The organism is Streptomyces sp. NBC_01334, from assembly GCF_035983595.1.
Lineage (GTDB): Bacteria > Actinomycetota > Actinomycetes > Streptomycetales > Streptomycetaceae > Streptomyces > Streptomyces coriariae.
On the sequence record NZ_CP130719.1, the window covers coordinates 330,159 to 348,835 of the forward strand.

Sequence of the window (18,677 nt, forward strand, 5' to 3'; positions counted from 1 at the left end):
TGAACCCTCCGGCGGCTGGAGACTCAAGCGCCTCAGCGTGACATCCCGTGAGTTCTCCGGAGCTCTGCCGAGTTCCCTCACCACCGCCAGCGCCGACAGCATGCGCCTCCGCGCCTTCGACCAGACTGCAGACTGATCAGATTGGACGAGAAAGCTTCAGGAATCCCGAAGTCACGTCACTGACCGGCCGATCACGCGAACGAGAGAGAAGCCCCAGGCCAGGTGCTCAGGACCCCAGCAAGAACCACGGGAACCCACGGGATGTCGCACACTCAGACCGTCACCTCCTCGAAAGTCAGCACCTCGTGGCCGGCATCCCAGAGCAGGTTCAGCAGAGCGCGGACCGATGCCTGGTCCATGGCTTCGGCGACCAGCACGGTGCCGTCCGTGCCGGGCGTCGACACGTGGTCGAACCGTGTCAGGATCACGTCCAGCAGGGAGCGGGCGATCGGTCCGCGCAGCGTCAGCTCGAAACGGGTACGGGTCATACCGTCCAGAAAACCCGTGGCCCGGGTGCCAGCGCACCACCCGCTCGGGAAGAGCACCCCGGGTGGCCTCAGATCAGGCCAAGATCGCGCGCAGCTGCGACGGCGTCGTGCCGGGAAGCGACGCCGAGCTTGCGGTAGAGGCTCTTGTTGTACGCCTTGACCGTGTTGATCGACAAGAACAGCTCTGCGCCGATCTCACGCTGGGTCGCCGTCCCCTGCAAAGCCCGCAGGATCGACAGCTCCCTGTCGGTGAGCTCCTCCACAAGAGCACCCGAGCGTACGGCGGTGCGGGCGCCGGTCCGGCCCAGCCGCGCTTCGCTCTCCTCCAGCCGCCGTCTCGCGTAGGCGCTCACCGGCTCCTCCTCCACCACCTCACGGGCCCGCGACAGCGCCGCACGGGCCGCCGACCGCTCACCGCAGGCGAGTTCGGCGTCGGCCAGGTACACCAGCCCGAGGAACAGCACCGTTGGCCGCGGGTGCAGTTCTGCGAGGGGGACGACCCGCCGCAGCAGGACGGCGGCCGCCTCCACGTGGGCGTTCTGGTAGCTGCGCCTGGCCTGGGCGATGCGCAACGGGGCCAGTCCTGGCGTGCTCGCCTCGCGTCCGTCGCGTTCGACGGCGTCGGCGAGCGGGCCGGCCTCACGCAGGACCCGATCGCACTCCTCGCCGCGGCCGGCTTCGACAAGGCTGATCATCAGCGTTCCGGCGCCCTGAACCACCAGCGACGGCGGCCACGCCTTGCGGTCGTGCGGCGACGTCCACAGGCCGAGCACCAGGGTTGCCGCCTCGTCGAAGCGGCCGTCGCGGGCCAGCATGGCCCCGAGCGCCGCGCGCACGGTCGGATGCCCAGCCCCGCCGCCCTCGGTCTCCAGTCCGAGCGCATGGCGCACCATGACGACGGACCGCGCGGACTCGGCGTCCGACATGCCGAAACCCGCACGCACACAGAGCACGGCACTGCGGAAGTCGTGCCAGCCGGGAACGACGGTGGCGGAGGTGCCACTCGCCTCGCAGACGTCCAGCCAGCGGTTCACACCCGTCTGATCGCCGCACAGCGCCGCCGAGTACGCCAGCGAAAACGCCAGTGCCGGGCCCACCACCCGGCCGGACAACTCCTCGCCGAACTTCAGGTACGTGGCAGCCTCCCCACGGGGGAAGAACCACGTCTCGGCGTTGCGCAACATCAGCTCGGCGGCGGCATCATCGCGGCCGGCCCGCAGCAGGTGACGTACCGCGTCGTCGATCCGGTCCTGTGCCGCGAACCAGTCCGCAGCATGGCCGAGAACCTCCTTCGGGTCCGTCATCGTCTCGCCTGCCAGAACATCCCGCAGCAGACGATGGCACCGGTACCACCGCTGTTCGTCGTCCAGCGCGGCCACGAAAAGATCCGCCCTGACCAGATCGGCCAGCACTGCGGCCGAACCCGTTACCTGCAGCGCAGCGTCACACAGCGAACCCGAGAGCCGTTCGAGTGGCGCAGCCCGCACGAGCAGGTCACGCTGCCTGGGCTCGAGACCGGGCAGCACCTCGGCCGCAAAGTAGTCCAGCAGATGCCGATCACTGGCAGGCGCCTTCGCCGGGTCCGCGCGCAGCGCGAGAGCAGCCAACTGCAGCCCCGCCGCCCACCCTTCCGTCCGCTCCCATACGCCTGCCGCGGCCGCGCCGTCGACGTCGTGCCCCGACACCGCCGACAACAGGGCCGCCGCCTCGTCCCGCGAGAACCGCAGCTGTGCCGCCCGCAACTCCGTCAGGTCACCACGGGCCCGAAGCCGCGCGATCGGCAGCGGCGGATCCGTACGCGCGGCGATCACCACCCGCAACGAGGCGGGCAGGTACGCCACGAGGTACTCGACCGCCTCATGGATCCGCGGATCGGCGAGCAGGTGATAGTCGTCGAGCACCAGGACATGCGCTACCTCGGACACGGCCAGCTCATTCAGCAGCATCGGCAGCGCAAGGTCGATCGGAGAGACCCCGGCCGCGTCCAACGCCTGAAGCGGACCTGCGCTGATCACCCCGCCGGCGTCGCGCAGCGCGGTGAGGACATAACTCCAGAACCGCACGGGCTCGTCGTCGCTCTCGTCGAGCGAGACCCACGCGAGGCGACGCTTCTCTTCGGGATCCGCCGCCCAGCCGCTCAGCAGACTCGTCTTGCCCCAGCCGGCGGGCGCCACCACCAAGGTCAGCCGGGTCTCGGCCAGACGCAACTGCCGCTGCAGGCGCTCGCGCGGGACCGCGCCGGCCCGGGCCGGCGGAATCACCTGTTTCACCGTGAGCAGTGGCCGCATAGGTTTCTTCGACGTCACGACGCTCCCGACCGGGCGGCGCCCAGCACCGCAACCCGACAGCGATTCTGCCAGCTCCACCACCCCGGGTACATCTCGCAGCGGGGTGGTGCGCGAGCACCCTGTCCCGCGCGAATCTCCTGCCACGACCGCGGCCGCGCGACAGGAGAGACGCAATGGCCACGAACACCGTCACAGACGAATACCCGGAAATAGCCCTGACCCGCAGAGACGGGCTGAAGCTGGCCGGCCTCGGCCTCGGCTCGGTGGCCGCGCTGGGCGTGGGCGTCGGCGGAGTCCGGGCCGTCACCAACGGCGCCTTCGGGGCCGGATCCGGAGATCCGTACGACCTCTGGCACGACTGGAGCTCGATGACCGGCATCGAGCGGGTGGTCGCCGCCGGCGTCCTCGCGTGCAACCCGCACAACACGCAGCCCTGGCGAATGATCGTCGACGGCGACACCATCGACGTCCACTCCGACCCCAGCAGGAGGATGCCGCTTAACGACGCGCGTGGCCGCGAACACTTCGCCGGCCTCGGCTGCGCCGTCGAGAACATGGTGATCGCCGCCGGATCGGCCGGCGCGACGTCGCAGGTCACCCTGTTCCCGCACGGCCCGGCCTCGGACCATGTCGCGCGCATCGCACTCAGGAAGGGGCGCACGGGACAGGACCGTGACCTCGCCGCCGCGATCCCGCACCGGCACACCAACCGCGGCCCGTACACGTCCGTGCCAGTCGACTTGAGCGGCTTCACCGAACAGAGTTCCCGCATCGAGGGAGCGAACGTGCTGTGGATCGCCGAACCGAGGACGCGCGAGCAGCTGGGCCGGCTCTACGTCGAGGCCACCGAGGCGATCACCGCGGACACCGCGCAGTCGACGGAGGCCTTCAGCTGGTTCCGCAGCGCGCGCAGCAGCATCGACAAGCACCGCGACGGGCTCACCCTCGACGCTCAGGGCCTCGGCGACCTGGCCCTGTTCGCCGCGAAACTCCTCCCCGCGCAGTCCCGCACGGACGGCGACGCCTACTGGGTCAAGGCCACCCGCGAGGTGCACACCGCGACCGCCGCCGCCTACGGCGTGATCACCGTCGACGACGTCACCGACCGAAGCGCCCAGGTCAACGGCGGACGGCTGCTGGCCCGGATGCACCTCACCGCGACCGCTCTCGGCCTCGGTCTGCACCACATGAACCAGATCACCGAACGCATCGACCGCGACACCGCGGCCGGCAACCGCGACGTCTTCTCCGCACGCTGGGCCGCCCTGCTCGGCCGTCCCGCCTCGAGCGGCCTGCTGTCCTTCCGTATCGGCCACCCCGAGCGCACGCCGGGCCTCAGCCCGCGCCGCAGCCTCGACGACGTCGTGACCGGCTGACCACTGCCAAGGCGGTGAGTCCAAGCGCACCGCCCGCTCACCAGGTTTCACCCAAAGGAGGTTCCCCCATGACCGGCGCCATCATTTCGGACCGGACAGGCGGACCGGTGCGCACCTTGCGCCCCGGTGCCGTCCTGGCCGTGACGTGCCTGGCACTGGCGACCGTCGTATCGGCGATGGCTTCGCTGAGCGTGGCGTTGCCCGACGTCGCCCGTGAGACGCACGCCAACCAGACCCAGTTGTCGTGGATCATCGATTCCTACAGCCTGATCTTCGCTTCGTTCCTGCTGTTCGCCGCGACCCTCGGCGACCGCTTCGGCCGTCGCAAGGCACTGCTCGGCGGCGTCGCAGTGTTCGGCGCGGTATCGCTCGCCGCGACCTTCACGACCGAGCCGGGCGTCCTGATCGCCCTTCGTGCGGTGCTGGGCGTGGCAGCCGCGTTCGTCATGCCCGCCACGCTGTCCACGATCACCAGCACGTTTCCCCGAGCCCAGCAGGCGCGTGCCATCAGCATCTGGGCGGGGGTCGCGGGCGCCAGCGCCGCGCTGGGCCTGCTCGCCTCCGGAATACTGCTCGAGGCGTGGTCGTGGCGATCGGTGTTCTGGCTGAACACCGTCATGGCCGCGGTGGCGTTCATCGGCACCTACCTCTTCGTGCCGGAGTCCGCGCAGCCGGGCAGGCAGCGCATCGATGTGACCGGAGCGGCTCTCACCGTGGCGGGACTGGGGGTGCTGGTCTACTCGGTCATCGAGGCGCCCGAGCACGGCTGGGGCAGCACGCGCACCCTGGCAGGCATAGCCATCGGGCTCGCCGTCCTGGTCGCCTTCGTCGCCTGGGAGCTGAAGCACCCGCACCCCCTGCTCGATCCGCGGCTGTTCCGCAACAAGCTGTTCGCGGCCGGGTCGATCTCGACCACACTGCAGTTCTTCGCGTTCTTCGGGTTCATCTTCGTCACCATGCAGTACCTCCAGCTGGTGCGCGGCGACAGCGCACTGATGGCCGCGGTGAGCGTGCTGCCGATGTCCGCGGCGATGATCCCCAGCGCCCGCCTCAGCCCGCTCCTGGTCGCCCGGCGAGGCATGCGAGCCCCCTGGACCGTCGGCCTCGTCCTGGTCACCACCGGCCTGGTCGTGCTGGCCCAGCTCGACGCCGGCAGTTCGTACTGGCTGGTCGTCGGCGGGCTCCTGCCGCTCGGCGCGGGCATGGGCCTGGCCACGACGCCGGCCACCGCGGCCATCACCGACGCCCTGCCGCCCCGTCTGCAGAACGTGGGATCCGCCGTGAACGACCTCTCACGCGAACTCGGCGGCGCCCTGGGCATCGCCGTCCTCGGCAGCCTCATGAGCGCCCAGTACCGTGACTCCCTCGACACCGGCGGCCTCCCCGCCCCGGTCGCGGAAGCAGCCCGCTCCTCCCTCGCCGCCGCCAACCACATCGGCCACGCCACGGGCAACCCGGCACTGATCGACGAGGCCCGCGACGCCTTCGCCTCCGGCATGCAGCTCTCCCTCATCGGCGGAGCCGCGACCACCGTCCTGGCAGCCGTCGTCGTCACCCTCCTGCTGCGCCGTCCCGGCAAGCCCGGCACGGACCAGGCAGAGACGCCGAACAGCGGCACACACCGCGACACGGCGAAGTCGACTGCGTAGCCACGGCCACCTGCCCGACAGCCACCACGACCTACGGCGCGAGGGCCGCACCCCGCCGCCCCGCGCCGTACCAGGAAGGAACCGGCCATGACGCTGCCGCACCCTCAGCCGCCGCACCAGCCCCACCCTCCGCACCTGCCCGAACCCCTGGTGGCCCTCACCCGGGCCTTCTCCCTGCTGGGCAGACGCGGGACCGGGCTGATCATCACGGCCCTCGCCAGGGGTCCGGCCGACGTCGCCCAGGTGTGCGAGCGCCTCCCCGGCCTCAGCGAAGGCGTGCTCACCCGGCGCCTGCGCGAACTCACCACCCTCGGCCTCGTGACCCGAACCGCCGCGCCGGACACGCCATCACGTTCCCGCTACGCGCTCTCCGCCCACGGCAAGGCCCTCCTCATCCCCCTGGCGTCCCTGACCGTCTGGGCGGAGGACCACCTCTCCGCCAACGCCCCGGAGGCCAAGACCGGTAGCAGAAGGCAACCGGGGCGCCCGGCTCAGGTTCCTGGCCTCAACCAGCGCCATACGCACGCAGCTGGCCGAGGGCACGTCCGTGAAGGACGTGAAGGTGAGCAGACGGCGAGGCCGGCGCCGCGAGGGCTTCGTGACAGCAGGCGCGCCCGAGCCTCGCTGCGCGCCTCACGCCTGGGGAACCGGTAAAGCGCCTCGACGACCTTCGCCCCTCTACACCCGATCCCGCCTCACTTGGAGGAGTCAGATGCCCACGCTCGATCGTCACGACGACGTTTTCGTTCTCGACCTCGGAGACGGCGAGAATCGCTTCCACCCCGACTGGCTCGTCTCCGTCGCCACCGCACTGGACAAGGTCGAGAAGGAGAGCGGCCCGCGCGCTCTGGTGACCGCCGCACAGGGAAAGTTCTACTCCAACGGCCTGGACCTGGACTGGCTGCTGGCCCACCTGGACGAGCACCCCGACTACGTCGTCCGCGTCCAGGAGCTCTTCGCGCGCATGCTGTCCCTGCCGATGATCACTGTTGCGGCTCTGCAGGGACATGCCTTCGCGGCCGGAGCGATGTTCTCCCTCGCTCACGACTTCCGCATCATGCGCGCAGACCGCGGGTACTGGTGCCTGCCTGAGGCGGACATCGACATCCCCTTCACCCCTGGCATGTCCGCACTCATCCAGGCCCGGCTGGGCCCGCACACCGCGCACCGGGCCATGCTCACCGCGCACCGCTACGGCGGACCCGACGCGGTGGCCGCCGGCATCGTCGACCGGGCAGTCGCCGAGGACGACGTACGCACCGCTGCCATCGCACTGGCCCAGTCACACGCGAGCAGAGCGGGGGCCACCCTCGGCACCATCAAGGCCCGCATGTACGCCCCGGTCCTGGCCACGCTGCGCGACACCACCCTTCCTCTCAGCTGAAGCGCCGTACACGCCATCGCGCCGGCCGGTGCGGGCCGTCGCGAAGGAGCAGGCGCGGCACGTCCGCGGCGCGTCCTGCGCAGGCCGCAGGCCGCGGACGAGCTTGGCGGGCGTGCGGGCCGGAGCCGGGTGGACGCGGCGATGATCAGGTACAGGTTCCAGCGGCCCGCCGCTTCCCGCTCCCGTAAGCCGGGCCTGGTTCGATAAGTCGTTGCCGCCCCCGAGGTCCACCTCACTCCTATAGGGGCCACGGGCACCGGAGCGTGTGAAGGTGTCCTTCGGCGCCTGGCATGTGCGAGCTGCGGTGGCGGACCCCCGGAGAGGTAAAGGGCCCACTCCCGACAGCCTCTCCACCAAAACCATGGTGCTCGGAACCGGCAGGCACTCGGAAGCACTGGCCAAGGACATCCAGGGGGTCTACCTTCGGCGGCGACGAATTCAGGGGAGTGGTCGGCAGGTCCAAGGGGAAGCCGATCACCCTGTGGAAGACCGAGGTATCGAACGTCTTGCGCGACAACGGAAAGGTCGAATTCAGCTTGAAGGATTTCGGCGGGGATACACCGGCTGAGCACTGTGCGCTCGCCTGTAAAGCCTGACGACGGGCGACTGGGCGGGCACTCAGCGAGAAATGGGTAAGGCCGGCCTCCAGATGTGGCTGGGGAACTTCGGATGACGAAAAATCACGTTCTACAGCAAAGAAGGCAAAGCGGTGCCGTGGAATGAGATGGAGTGGTTGCGCGCTGCCGCCTGCGTGGGCGAGGACCCCGAGCTGTTCTTCCCCGTGGGCACCACCGGGCCGGCGCTGCGGGAGGCCACCGCCGCCAAACGCGTCTGCGCCCGCTGCCCGGTGAGGGCCGAGTGTCTGTCCTACGCCCTCGGCACCGCACAGACGTCGGGTGTGTGGGGCGGAACCGGCGAGGAGGAACGCACGGAGCTGCTCCGAACCGCCAGGTATGACGCGACGAGGAGGAGTCCCGCCCGAACCGAGCTGGGACGCATTGAGCCCTTTCCAATGGCGTCGGCTGGGCAGTTGGCCTGACAGACGGATGAAGCCCCTGGTAGTTGGGTCTTCCGCCAAGAGAACCGTCTCTACTGGAGGCTTCGCATGCTTGTCTACCCGTCCGGCGTCGACGTGGCCAGCTCTGCCCTCCGCTAGTGCTCTGGACCGGGAAGGTTCACCGGGTCGTTGGTGCGTTGAATGGCCGGGCCTGGCGAAGAAAACTGGTTGCGGGGCTGGGGCATGCCTGACACGGTGCGGGTTTCCGTAACACCCGTGAGGTTCCCATGACGATTTACTTCTATGGTGCCGACGAAGTCCCTTATGGATGCTTCTCGAACTTCTCCGATCACGGCTTCGACCTCCACGGGGTCTGGTGGCCAACCTCGGAGCACTACTTCCAGGCGCAGAAATTCAAGGGCACTCGTCACGCGGATCTCATCCGGCGTGCTCGCACGCCGCTGCGCGCAGCGGAGCTGGGCCGTGACTCGTCTAAACCTCTGCGGAGGGACTGGGAGCGGGTCAAGGACGACGTGATGCGCCGTGCGGTGGCAACCAAGTTCCGCGCGCATGCCGATATCCGTGACATTCTGCTGTCCACCGGTGACGAAGAGATCGTCGAGGACACCACCACCGATCACTACTGGGGTCGCGGCAGGACCGGGAACGGCAAGAACATGCTCGGGCGGATTCTGGTGCGCACCCGTAGCCAGCTGTACGCCGAACTCACCGAAGCTCTCGACAGCGATGGCCGCCGCCCGAGGCGGTGATCCGGGAGATGTGTGCGGTGTGTCGCATGTGTAGGACGGGTCAGGCCGCGGTCTCGAGTACAGGGCGTCCTCCCCAGCGGATGCCTTTCTTCCCCTGAGCCGGGACGGTAGTTCGCAGGGCCTGTCCGGCCGGGATACGTGGCGGATGCCTGCGACTCGTGCTGTTGGCGGCTTCGGTCGGCCTCTTCAGGGGGAGGGGAGGGCAACCTGGAGCGTGGCATACATCGGCAAGAGGTCGCCCAGACCGACGATGTACAGGAGCCGCTGCACGGGCTGGGGAACGCGGGCCAGGCGAAGCCAGCCGTCGGTCTCCTGCGCGGCACGGTGAGCGTAGACGAGGAAGGAGATGCCACTGCAGTCCATGAACGTGACGTGTTCGAAGTCGATGACCGTGCACGGCGCGCATCGGTCGCCTGCGCCGCTGTCGAACGCCCAGCCCACGAAGGACACGCTGCTGCAGTCGATCTCCCCGCTCAAGGTCAGGACGTGCACACCGGCAGGAGTGGTGTGCTGGAAGACGGCCAGGGGAGATACCTCCATGGGACCACCTCGTTCTTCCTCCGGAGATCCACGCAACGGAGTCGGCGTCCTCCCCCACGCAAGCGCATGGACGGTTGCAACGTCAACAAAATCCGGGTTCGTATACCGCACCGCTCCATGGAAGGGCGCGAGGCAAGTGACAGGGACCGCGAGGCGCTCTCGCCGGACCGGGACACGCTGACCGGGGAGAGTATGGCCTCCGAACGCTGGTGCGCCAGTCAACTGGCTTCAGCGGTAGGTCGGCGACTTCGGGGCCAGACTCGCTGGGCTCCTGAACAGGAGCGGGTGCCTGTCCGCGCAGTCGCGCCAGTTCTGCGAGGTTGTGCAGGTCGTCGACCCCGAGGGCGAGGACGTACGCATCGCGTCAGCGCGTCCCACAGCTGCCGGCCTCACGGCCTTGGCCAAGCACGACGCTGCCCGTGCCGGCACGAGGCGGGGCACAGGCAGCGCGGGGGAGGAGGGCGGGAGCCGGTCATCCCTCCGTGGCGATGCCGTCGAGAGCGTCGGCGCTGTCACTGGTGTCGGGGGAGCGCCGCAGAAGGATAGCGACCGATGCCGCACCCAGGACGGCTGCTCCCGCTCCGGTGACGAGAGCGAGGTGCAGACCGGAGGCGAAGGCGTCGCGGGCCTGATTGACCAGGCCGGTGTCGCCCGTCTTGGCGCCGACGATGTTGGCTGCGGCGAGGGATGAGCGAGCTGCCTCGGCCACGTGAGCCGGGAGCCCCTCGGTGTCGAGAGTGTTGCGGTAGCCGGCGTTCAGCGCACTGCCGAGTACGGCGATTCCCAGGGCGCCGCCCAGTTCACGGGACAGGTCGTTCACCGCAGAGCCCACGTTCTGCAGGCGGGAGGGCAACGCGTCGGTGATGGCCGCGGTGGCGGGCGTCATGGCCAGGCCCATGCCGGCGCCCAGGGGAATGAGCCCCGTGACGATGAGCCAGTAGGAGCTCGTCTTGTCGAGCTCGGCGAGCACGCTCAGACCGACGGCGACGGCGATCAGCCCGGCGATCCAGGGACGGCGGGCGCCGACACGTGCCGCCAGCTTCGGGGACAGCCGTGCGCTCGGGATCATGGCGGCGGGCATGGGCAGCACACTCAGGGCGGCGATCAGCGCACTGTCGCCTCGCACGAGCTGCAGGTACTGCATGACGACGAAGATGAACCCGAAGAACGCGAAGAACTGCAAGGTGATCGACAAAGTCCCGGCGGCGAACGGCTTGTTGCGGAAGAGCCGGGGATCCAGCAGAGGGTAGGGGTGGCGCAGCTCCCAGACGACGAAACCGGCGAGCACGAGGAATCCCACGGTGATGCCGGTCAGGGTGCGGGTGCTTCCCCAGCCGTGCTCGGGCGCCTGGATGACCGAGTAGACCAGGATTCCCAGGCCGACGACCGTAAGCGTGGCGCCGACGGTGTCGACGCGCTGCTTCTTCGCTTCGGCCGACTCCGGCACGAAGACGTAAGTGCCGATGAACGCCGTGACCGCCAGAACGACGTTCACCCAGAAGACAGATCGCCAGGACCATGCTTCGAGCACGGCACCGGAAGTCACCAGGCCCAGGATGGCGCTCGCTCCCGCGACGGCCGCCCAGATGCTGACAGCACGCGTCCTTTGTTCGCGGGGAAAGGTGCTGGTAATGGTCGAGAGCGTGGCGGGCATGACAAAGGCGGCAGCCACCCCCAGCAGAGCTCGCAGGGCTATGAGAACCCCGGGTTCCGAGGAGAACGCGGCCGCGACCGATCCGGCCGCGAACAGAGCGAGGCCGCCCAGCAGGGCCCGGCGCCGGCCGAACCGGTCGCCCAGAGTCGCCGCCAGCAGCAGAAGGGCGGCAAAGACCAGGCTGTAGGCGTCGATGATCCACGACAGCTGCGTCTGGCTTGCGTGGGTCTCCCGGGCGATGTCTGGCAGGGCCACATTCAGCGATGCCATGGCCGAGACGACGGCTGCCAGAGCCAGGCATGTGACGGCCAGTACCGCGCCGTGACGCACCACTTTGTGACCTTGTTCTGTGAGGCCTCGGTTCATGAGAGGCGTCCTTTCCCGCTGGACAGAGGTGCGCTGGTGCGATGGACGGATCCGATGGCGGATGCAGCCGCCATGGAGGTGCGGCGTCCAGCAGGCAGCGCAGAGTTATAGCGCGCGAGCGCAAAGTGATGGGAGGCCGGTGTCGACCGCTGCCGTCCGTGCTGTCCGCCCCGGGCGGAACGGGCTGCACAACGAAAGCCACCGGATGCCAACGAGTGTTGGCCAACCTGCGTTGACATTAACGCACTCATGGGGATGGAAAGTCAACGAGCGATGGCCTACATTTGTTGGCATGACAGCAGACAACACAGAAGCCCCCCCGGGCCCCCGACGCTCCGACCGCACCCGGACAGCGATCCTCGACGCCGCCCGCCAGCGCTTTGCCGCTCAGGGCTTCGAACGCACGACTATCCGGGCCGTCGCGGCCGACGCGGGCATCGACCCCTCCATGGTCATGCGCTACTACGGCAGCAAAGCCCAGCTCTTCGACGCCGCCCTCGACATCGACCTGTGCCTTCCCGACCTGTCCGCCACCCCGGCAGAGGAACGGGCCGAAGCCCTCGTGCGGCACTTCCTGCACCGCTGGGAGCACGAGGGCGCCGACGACGCGCTCCTGCTGCTTCTGCGCTCCGCCGTCACCAACGACCAGGCGGCACGCCGCATGCGGGAGATTTTCGCAGCCCAGGTCTCCCCAGCCCTCGGCCCCGCCACCAAAGACAACGTCGGGCTGGTCTCCGCCCAGCTGCTCGGCCTCGCCCTCACCCGCTATCTGCTGCGCATTCCAGCCGTAGTACGCATGACGCCTGAAGAGATCGTCGCCGCCTACACGCCCGCCATCCGGAGCATGCTCGAACCGCAGGCGTCCGCCCATTGAACAGGCAGATCAGACGACGGAACCGGTCGGGGCTCCAGGCGGTGCCGTCGGCCACCTCGTGTCCACCGCCGCGGGGCTGAGGCCGCGAGCGGTCAGGTCGCCTATCTGTGCGGCGGCCTTCATGGTGGGACGGCGCTTCCTGCGCAGTCCAGTCCGGTCAGGTCGGCCCAGTGCATGACCGGCCGTCCGTTCGTCGTTGACACGCTTGCCCATCTCCCGTACCTCGGCGGCGATCTGGGCGCCACCGGGTGCCGTCCGCGGCGTGGTGCACCTTGCATATCCGGGTGGCGGGTCCGGCATCGGTTGCACGGCGGGGCCACATTTTCTGTGCCCACAGCACGAAACCGAGCGGGGGCGGCGATGGTGCACGGCCGCTTCACGCCGGAGCGGTGCGGCCGCCGAACAGGAAGCGTTCCTCCTGCAGCCTCGCGGGCCTTTCCTGCGTGCATAGCCGCGTGATGCGTCTACAAGAGCGCGGGCTGCTCGGCGGTCCGCTCCGCCTCCGGAGCGTCTTCGAGAGGGTCCCAGATCAGCGGCGAGCTCCCTGATACGTCGCTCCCGGACGCGATCGGCACAGCGCGGCCGCGGCCACCTCGGACCCGGCGCAACCACGCTGCAGGACCATGAGATCTACGTTTCAGATCGACCCGGTGCCTCGTATGTCTGAGATCAGGGCCAGCGCCTCCTGTGAGGCCTATGGCCTGCACCCGGCCGCCCGGATGGGCAGAGATTACTCATCTCCGCTTCCCCGGCTCACGGTTGACTGACCCTGCTTGCCCGAGCAGCCGGAGCGGTGCCAAAGGCGGGCAAGTTCGCGGTGAGGGAGGGCGGCCGACCTGGAACACCCCTCAGTGCGGGGCCCGGACTCCGCCCGCTCCCGGTGATGCCGGCGGGCCGCTGAGACGGCAGGGCGGCCGGTTCCCGTTGCACGGCGCCGCGCGACGGCTGATCCGGCCTGCGGCACTGCACGACATCCGGCTGTGCCGCTCGATCACCCCCGCCCTGCAGGCAGTAACCAACTCCGCCGCGACAGAACAGCATCACAGAAAGAAGAAGATCAGCACGATGAACAAGCTCATAGGCCCCCTGTGCGCAGTGTCGACAGCCGTTGTCCTGGCGGTCATGCCGACGACGGCGCAGGCAGCCGGAACTGAAGACGGCGCCCCCCTGGTGGCTGCCGAGAACGAGATCATCGACCAACTCGCGACACTCGGCTGGCCAGGACAGGACCCGGAGAACTTCTACCCCGGTGCTCTCGACCACGCGGACTCCGCCACAGCCACGGTCGTCTGGGGCACGCCCGGGAATCCCAGCTCCTATCAGGTCGAGGCCAAGTGCGCGCAGTTCCTCACCGCCTCGATGAAACATGCCTACTCCTGGGCGACCGACGCGTGGTTCACCTCCGGTATCGGCTACCGCAGCCCCACCTCGGAGCAGTACTACGACGCCTTCACCGACACCTCCACCGGCGGTGCGCTCGATGACATGAGCGATCACATCAGCCGCCCCTCCGCACAGCGGGTCAGCGACCTGCATGCGGGTTCCGTCATCGCGGTGAAGTACCTGGACGGCTCGGACGGGGGCGCTACCGGGCACATGATGGTCGTGCAGTCCGTGACACCGTTCGAGCGCGACGGCAACAGCGCCACCCAGGAGTACGCAGTCAGGGTCTCCGACAGCACTTCCGCCCCGCACGGCGTCGCCTTCTCCTCCAGGACGTCGCCACACTGGGCGTTCCGGGACAGCCGGGTCGAGGGCTCTCCGGGGCTTGCCACGAAGGAATGGAGCGGCGCCGGCCAGGGAACGATCTTCATCCAGGCCGACGCGGTCACCGGCAAACCGACCGGTCACTGGTGGGGCCGCAACGAAGCCGCGTTCCACACCGTCGCCGACCGGCCCATGGCCTTTGTCGACATCACCCGCTGAGCCCGCAGGGCGGCGGCAGCGGCGCTCACCGCCGCGGCCGTCGCCCCGGTCGCCCGCTGGGCACCAGTGAGGCATGACCTGGGTTGTGTGAGCACCTGCGCGCCGCACGACGGTTTCCGGCCCGTGATATTCAATGGTGATGAATAAATCTCGTGGACGTCCGCGTGGAGGCTCCGACGCCAAGGAGAGGATTCTGGCGGCGGCGAAGACGGCGTTTCTGCAGCACGGCTACAACGCGACGACGATGCGAGCCGTTGCGTCGGCAGCCGACGTGGACCCGGCCCTGATCAGCTATCACTTCGGCTCCAAGCAAGGGCTGTTCGGTGGAGCGATGGCGCTCGGAATCAGCCCGGGCCAGGTGATGGCCCGCGTGCTCGAGGGTGATCCCGAGCAGATGCCTCAGCAGATCATCCGGGCTGTCCTGGCCGTATGGGACGATCCGGCACTCGGTGGTTCGCTGACGCTGCTGGTCACCCAGGCCCAGCGGGACCCGGCGCTCCTGCGTGCGTTCCGCGAGTACGTCGAGCGGGAACTGACCGCCCGGCTGGCGGAACGCATCGGCGGAACCGACGCCGCAGAACGAGCGGGGGCCGTGCTGACGACAACTCTCGGACTGATCTTCAGCCGTTACGTTCTCAGGCTGAACCCGCTGGCCGTCATGGATTCCGAGCGGATCGTCGACCTCCTGGCTCCAGGACTTGGTGCACTTCTTGCCGCATGAGCGCGGCGTGACGCCTTGCCCGGACGGTCCGTTGCATCCCAGAAGTGGGGGACTGCCGTAAGGCTCCAGCTCTGCAGCGACCGGGCGACGACGGCGTTTGCGCGTTCCCGGCAGGATGGAACTCCGCGGGCCCCCACCCCCGGGCGCTCCCGCAGACGTGGCACGGGCACGTCTTGATTCCGGTTGCCGGTGACGACCTTGTCGGGATCCGGGCGCGCCTTTTCCTCTTCCGGGCAGTCATCCACCTACGGCGAAGTCGCGTCGCTGGCCGGCGGGCCGGCGTTTGCCCGTCACAGCAGTGAGGCCGATGAGGGTGCCGGCCGGCATCGGCGGCGCCAGCGCGGATGCCGGTGCGCTCGCAGCCGGGCTGGGAAGTCCCCGCGGTCGGCTTCAAGGCGGTGATCCGGCGCGGTAGAAGCGCGTGCGGGCGGTGGCGCCTCCGGCCTTCGACATAATGCCAACAGATGTAGGCCAACCGATGTTGACTTCTACGCCCAGGAGCTGGCATTCTGTCAACGAATGTTGGCCAACGCTTGTAGGCACCCTGTCCCGCGCCTCATCGCGCCGAGGCCGACGACCCCTGGACCAGAAGGCGACCGCTATGAAACCGCTGTTCCCCTCGAAGTCCGGTGCAGCGTCCAAGGCGCAGCGCACGGGCTGGGCGGAGGCCGGCGCGGGCGGGGAGTGCCGGCCCGGCCCGCTCGCCACCTTCGCCCGGTTCGTCCTGTGCGGCGGGGGTGTCGGTCTCGCTTCCGGCCCGGCCGTGGCACTGACGGCCGCACTGATGCCATGGGCGATGGCGAACGCGCTGGTCACCGCAGCTTCAACCCTCCTGTGTACAGAACTCCACGCACGCTTCACCTTCCAGGCCGGTAGGCATGCCGGATGGCGCCAGCACTGGCAGTCCGCCGGGTCTGCCTCGGCCTCCTACGTGATGACCTGTGCGGCGACGTTCCTCCTGCACCTGCTGCAGCCGTCGGCCGGCACGCTGAGTGAGCAGGTCGTCTACCTCGGTGCTTCCGGCCTCGCCGGAATCGGGCGATTCCTCGTTCTGCGCATGGTCGTCTTCGCCGGCAGTTCGGCCGCGGTGCAGGACGACGGCCCCGCTGGGGTGCGGCAAGCGGGTGGGGTCACGTCTCGACGCGTCGTGACGTCGTGGCCCAGGGCCGCACAGACGACGCGCGAGCCGTCATTTGCGGGGGCGAGGACGGCCGTAGCGGTGTCGACCGTGCGGGCAGGCATGCCGCCCGGACGGTCAGGTCGGTCTGCGTCTGCGCCTTGGCCGCTTCTCCGACTTGTTCGCCCTCGCTGTGTCCCTGCCGCCACAGGGGCTGAAGGCTTGCCGCGCGCCGCAAAGCCTGCAGAGGGGCTCCTTGAGGTAGACAGAGCACGTGGACCTCGCCTGCGCGTTTCGCGGAGCCGTGAGGCTGCAGGCCGAGGCCGGCGCGTTCACCCTCGACGAGCAGTTGGCCAAGCTGTCTTCGGGGGAGTGAGCCGGTGGCACGTCGCCGAGTCCAGCCGCTGGGCGAGTACTGCGCGGAACTGGTTCCCGCCTCTCTGATGGAGGCCAGCCCGGGCGGCCCGGACCGCGAAGCAACTGGTTGCTGCGGCGGGGTTGTCCCGCTCGCGAGTTGTCCGCCTTGCCGCGGTCGCCTCGGGTCGCGCTGATGCCGTTACCGACACGCCTCCCAAGGTCGGCGGCGGCCAGAGGAGTGGCCCAGGCGTGGGATCGTCGTCAACGGCGCGCAACGGCGGTTCCTGCACTGTGGCTTCCTTTCCTGAGAGGCCCCTTCGCGGCTTTGAGGCCACCGCCCGCCCCCGTACTACGGACCCCGTGATCTGCCCGAGCGCGACCAGTCAGGTACAACGGCGAGCACGCCCACCTGCGCGCACTCGGGGAAAGGCGCCCTCGCCCAACTCGAGTCCTGGTGCTCCTGCGATGGAGGGCACGCTGCTTGACCAGCCGCCTCAGCTCCATCGTCTTCCGCGCCTCTCCGACCTGTGCAAAGACGGGAGGAAAGAGGCTCAGTAGCGGCGGATGAGTACCGTTTGCTCATTTGTTGACCTCGTGAGCGGCCCATGCTCGTGCACGTGAACTATCGGCTCATTGCCATGAGACCTGGGAGAACCTGATGAGCGCACACGGCCATGTGGACATGGGTCACACGGTGGCGGGATGGACCGGCACCTTCATCGCCGTGGTCGGCTTCACAATCGCCGGCATTGGCGTGACAGCCGTCTCAGCCCTCGTGATCGCGGCAGGGACAGCAACTGTCGTACTCGCTGCGGGGGTCACGTGGGTGCTCCACCTGGCCGGGTGGGGAAAGCCGAGCGGCCCCCGTCCCGATGACCAGTGGGACTGGCGCGTGCGCGATGTGGGTGCGCGCGGTGGCCACCCCGACTGTCTCGGATGCCGCATGGCCGGCCGACGACCGGACGCGGTGGGGGGCGAGGGTCCTCGTCAGCCGGTGGCGGAAACCGCTGGCGCGGCGTTTGCCCTGCCGGCCGACGCTCGTAGCCGTTGATCTCAGCAGCGGTGATCGGCCTGCTCGCCGATTCGCGCGGCGTCTGATGCGTGCCTTGCGCCAAGCCGCCCCCCGGGCACGTCCTGCTACCTGCCGGACGGCGCACTCGCGCAGTGCGACCGCGGCGGTTACGGTCAGGGCCGACCGTCCCACGGCACCGTCTGCGCGGAGTGAACGTGCAGGCGGTGACCGGCTCAGCGGGGCGCTGGTGGATGTCGCCCACGCTGGGCGGGAAGGCGATCGAAAGGTTTGAGCGTTGCTCCCTTTCAGTCCCGTGCACGCAACGCCCCGTCAGGGCCCCTGGGTGAGGCCCAGCATGTCGCTCAGCTCGCTCAGGCACTGCTCGAAGAGCGGTTGCATGTCGGTCAGGACGAAGTCCATCTGGTGAAGGACTTCCAGGCACAGCAGCCCGTAGAGCCGGCTCCAGCAGGTCACGTACACGTGCACGGCTTCGGGGGGCAGGCGTCGGTCGATCAGGCGGGAGTACGCGTGCAGTTGCTCGGGCAGGCCCTCGGGCAACTCGTTCAGTTCCGGCACCGGGAACGGACGGGTGTTCCACACCTCGACGATCATGTCGATGAAGACGCTCTCGAAGCGCAGGCCAGCCTGGTGCCGGGCGGAGTCGGGCTGGTGCTGCGTGCCGCTGACGGGGCTGGCGAAGATCCACTCGAACTCGGCGGGATGGGATACCGCCCAGGCGCGCATCGCGCGGCACGCGCCCAGGAACCGGTCCGCGGGCGAGGCGCCCGTGCGCTTGTCCCGGTCGCGTTCCATGGCTTCGGCCAACTCCTGGAAGAACCCCGCGGTCACCGCGTCCACCAGCGCGTCCCGGCTGGCGTAGTAGTGGTAGAGCGAGGGCCCGCTCATGCCCATCTCGCGGGCGACGGCGTTGATCGTGACTGCGGCCGGCCCCTTGGTGACCAGCAGTGTCCGAGCGCTCTGGTGAATCTCCCGCACGGTGGCCTCGCGCACTCGGTCGCGTCGGCCGTCGCCCGTCGGTCGCCGGTCCATGAACACCTGCCTTCATCGCATTGATCTAGAGGGTCTAGAATTACCTAGAGCCTCTAGAGAGGTTGGGAAACGGGCCGCAAGGGCGGACGAGCCATGCACAGACAAGAC

General features: G+C 69.0%; 14 protein-coding genes and 1 pseudogene. 10 read left to right on the forward strand and 5 right to left on the reverse strand.

Annotation, left to right across the window (positions count from 1 at the left end):
- Nucleotides 1-272: 272 nt before the first annotated feature.
- Both OG736_RS46100 and OG736_RS46105 read right to left on the reverse strand, forming a co-directional pair.
- Entirely contained in the window at nucleotides 273-488 is a 216-nt protein-coding gene (locus tag OG736_RS46100) for a hypothetical protein (protein ID WP_266408846.1), read from the reverse strand.
- Nucleotides 489-556: 68 nt separating this feature from the next.
- The gene (locus tag OG736_RS46105) at nucleotides 557-2,794 is read right to left on the reverse strand and encodes a helix-turn-helix transcriptional regulator (protein ID WP_327188153.1); all 2,238 of its coding nucleotides are present in this window, start codon (nucleotides 2,792-2,794) and stop codon (nucleotides 557-559) included.
- Nucleotides 2,795-2,949: 155 nt separating this feature from the next.
- On the opposite strand from OG736_RS46105, the gene OG736_RS46110 reads away from it, so the two are divergent.
- The 6 genes and pseudogenes from OG736_RS46110 to OG736_RS46135 all read left to right on the forward strand — a co-directional run bounded on the left by OG736_RS46110 (nucleotide 2,950) and on the right by OG736_RS46135 (nucleotide 8,952).
- A complete protein-coding gene (locus OG736_RS46110) occupies nucleotides 2,950-4,152 on the forward strand; it encodes an Acg family FMN-binding oxidoreductase (RefSeq protein WP_327188154.1) in 1,203 nt (400 codons plus the stop codon).
- A gap of 68 nt (nucleotides 4,153-4,220) precedes the next feature.
- Nucleotides 4,221-5,801: an MFS transporter gene (locus tag OG736_RS46115; protein WP_327188155.1), complete on the forward strand. Its 1,581-nt coding sequence runs from the start codon at nucleotides 4,221-4,223 to the stop codon at nucleotides 5,799-5,801.
- Nucleotides 5,802-5,888: 87 nt separating this feature from the next.
- On the forward strand, nucleotides 5,889-6,455 hold the full coding sequence (locus tag OG736_RS46120; RefSeq protein ID WP_327188156.1) for a winged helix-turn-helix transcriptional regulator: 567 nt from the start codon (nucleotides 5,889-5,891) through the stop codon (nucleotides 6,453-6,455).
- A 58-nt stretch (nucleotides 6,456-6,513) separates the two neighbouring features.
- Complete coding sequence (locus OG736_RS46125; RefSeq protein ID WP_327188157.1) at nucleotides 6,514-7,185, forward strand: enoyl-CoA hydratase-related protein; 672 nt, start codon at nucleotides 6,514-6,516, stop codon at nucleotides 7,183-7,185.
- A gap of 724 nt (nucleotides 7,186-7,909) precedes the next feature.
- Nucleotides 7,910-8,158 (forward strand): annotated as a pseudogene (locus OG736_RS46130) (WhiB family transcriptional regulator); the annotation flags it as partial.
- 311 nt (nucleotides 8,159-8,469) lie between these two features.
- Nucleotides 8,470-8,952: a riboflavin biosynthesis intermediates N-glycosidase gene (locus OG736_RS46135; protein WP_327188158.1), complete on the forward strand. Its 483-nt coding sequence runs from the start codon at nucleotides 8,470-8,472 to the stop codon at nucleotides 8,950-8,952.
- 186 nt (nucleotides 8,953-9,138) lie between these two features.
- On the opposite strand, the gene OG736_RS46140 is transcribed toward OG736_RS46135, so the two are convergent.
- Together OG736_RS46140 and OG736_RS46145 are read right to left on the reverse strand one after the other, a co-directional pair.
- The gene (locus tag OG736_RS46140) at nucleotides 9,139-9,492 is read right to left on the reverse strand and encodes an STAS domain-containing protein (RefSeq protein WP_327188159.1); all 354 of its coding nucleotides are present in this window, start codon (nucleotides 9,490-9,492) and stop codon (nucleotides 9,139-9,141) included.
- 472 nt (nucleotides 9,493-9,964) lie between these two features.
- Entirely contained in the window at nucleotides 9,965-11,416 is a 1,452-nt protein-coding gene (locus OG736_RS46145) for an MFS transporter (RefSeq protein WP_442817224.1), read from the reverse strand.
- Nucleotides 11,417-11,804: 388 nt separating this feature from the next.
- Between OG736_RS46145 and OG736_RS46150 the strand changes: the two genes are divergently transcribed.
- From OG736_RS46150 to OG736_RS46170, 4 genes are all read left to right on the forward strand, one after another.
- Entirely contained in the window at nucleotides 11,805-12,386 is a 582-nt protein-coding gene (locus OG736_RS46150) for a TetR/AcrR family transcriptional regulator (protein ID WP_327188161.1), read from the forward strand.
- Nucleotides 12,387-13,451: 1,065 nt separating this feature from the next.
- Nucleotides 13,452-14,312, forward strand: a complete 861-nt coding sequence (locus OG736_RS46155) for a hypothetical protein (protein ID WP_327188162.1) — start codon at nucleotides 13,452-13,454, stop codon at nucleotides 14,310-14,312.
- 133 nt (nucleotides 14,313-14,445) lie between these two features.
- Nucleotides 14,446-15,033 (forward strand): TetR/AcrR family transcriptional regulator, encoded by a 588-nt coding sequence (locus OG736_RS46160; RefSeq protein WP_327188163.1) that lies wholly within the window; start codon nucleotides 14,446-14,448, stop codon nucleotides 15,031-15,033.
- A 2,132-nt stretch (nucleotides 15,034-17,165) separates the two neighbouring features.
- The gene (locus tag OG736_RS46170; protein WP_327188164.1) at nucleotides 17,166-17,558 is read left to right on the forward strand and encodes an HGxxPAAW family protein; all 393 of its coding nucleotides are present in this window, start codon (nucleotides 17,166-17,168) and stop codon (nucleotides 17,556-17,558) included.
- Between the two features lie 291 nt (nucleotides 17,559-17,849).
- On the opposite strand, the gene OG736_RS46175 is transcribed toward OG736_RS46170, so the two are convergent.
- On the reverse strand, nucleotides 17,850-18,569 hold the full coding sequence (locus OG736_RS46175; protein ID WP_327188165.1) for a TetR/AcrR family transcriptional regulator: 720 nt from the start codon (nucleotides 18,567-18,569) through the stop codon (nucleotides 17,850-17,852).
- Between the last annotated feature and the right edge of the window lie 108 nt (nucleotides 18,570-18,677).

Excerpts from the sequence above, each read along its gene's own strand:
- OG736_RS46100 (WP_266408846.1), bottom strand. The coding sequence starts at position 488 with ATGACCCGTACCCGTTTCGAGCTGACGCTGCGCGGACCGATCGCCCGC.
- OG736_RS46110 (WP_327188154.1), top strand. The coding sequence starts at position 2,950 with ATGGCCACGAACACCGTCACAGACGAATACCCGGAAATAGCCCTGACC.
- OG736_RS46115 (WP_327188155.1), top strand. The coding sequence starts at position 4,221 with ATGACCGGCGCCATCATTTCGGACCGGACAGGCGGACCGGTGCGCACC.
- OG736_RS46120 (WP_327188156.1), top strand. The coding sequence starts at position 5,889 with ATGACGCTGCCGCACCCTCAGCCGCCGCACCAGCCCCACCCTCCGCAC.
- OG736_RS46125 (WP_327188157.1), top strand. The coding sequence starts at position 6,514 with ATGCCCACGCTCGATCGTCACGACGACGTTTTCGTTCTCGACCTCGGA.
- OG736_RS46135 (WP_327188158.1), top strand. The coding sequence starts at position 8,470 with ATGACGATTTACTTCTATGGTGCCGACGAAGTCCCTTATGGATGCTTC.
- OG736_RS46140 (WP_327188159.1), bottom strand. The coding sequence starts at position 9,492 with ATGGAGGTATCTCCCCTGGCCGTCTTCCAGCACACCACTCCTGCCGGT.
- OG736_RS46145 (WP_442817224.1), bottom strand. The coding sequence starts at position 11,416 with ATGGCATCGCTGAATGTGGCCCTGCCAGACATCGCCCGGGAGACCCAC.
- OG736_RS46150 (WP_327188161.1), top strand. The coding sequence starts at position 11,805 with ATGACAGCAGACAACACAGAAGCCCCCCCGGGCCCCCGACGCTCCGAC.
- OG736_RS46155 (WP_327188162.1), top strand. The coding sequence starts at position 13,452 with ATGAACAAGCTCATAGGCCCCCTGTGCGCAGTGTCGACAGCCGTTGTC.
- OG736_RS46160 (WP_327188163.1), top strand. The coding sequence starts at position 14,446 with ATGGTGATGAATAAATCTCGTGGACGTCCGCGTGGAGGCTCCGACGCC.
- OG736_RS46170 (WP_327188164.1), top strand. The coding sequence starts at position 17,166 with ATGAGCGCACACGGCCATGTGGACATGGGTCACACGGTGGCGGGATGG.
- OG736_RS46175 (WP_327188165.1), bottom strand. The coding sequence starts at position 18,569 with ATGGACCGGCGACCGACGGGCGACGGCCGACGCGACCGAGTGCGCGAG.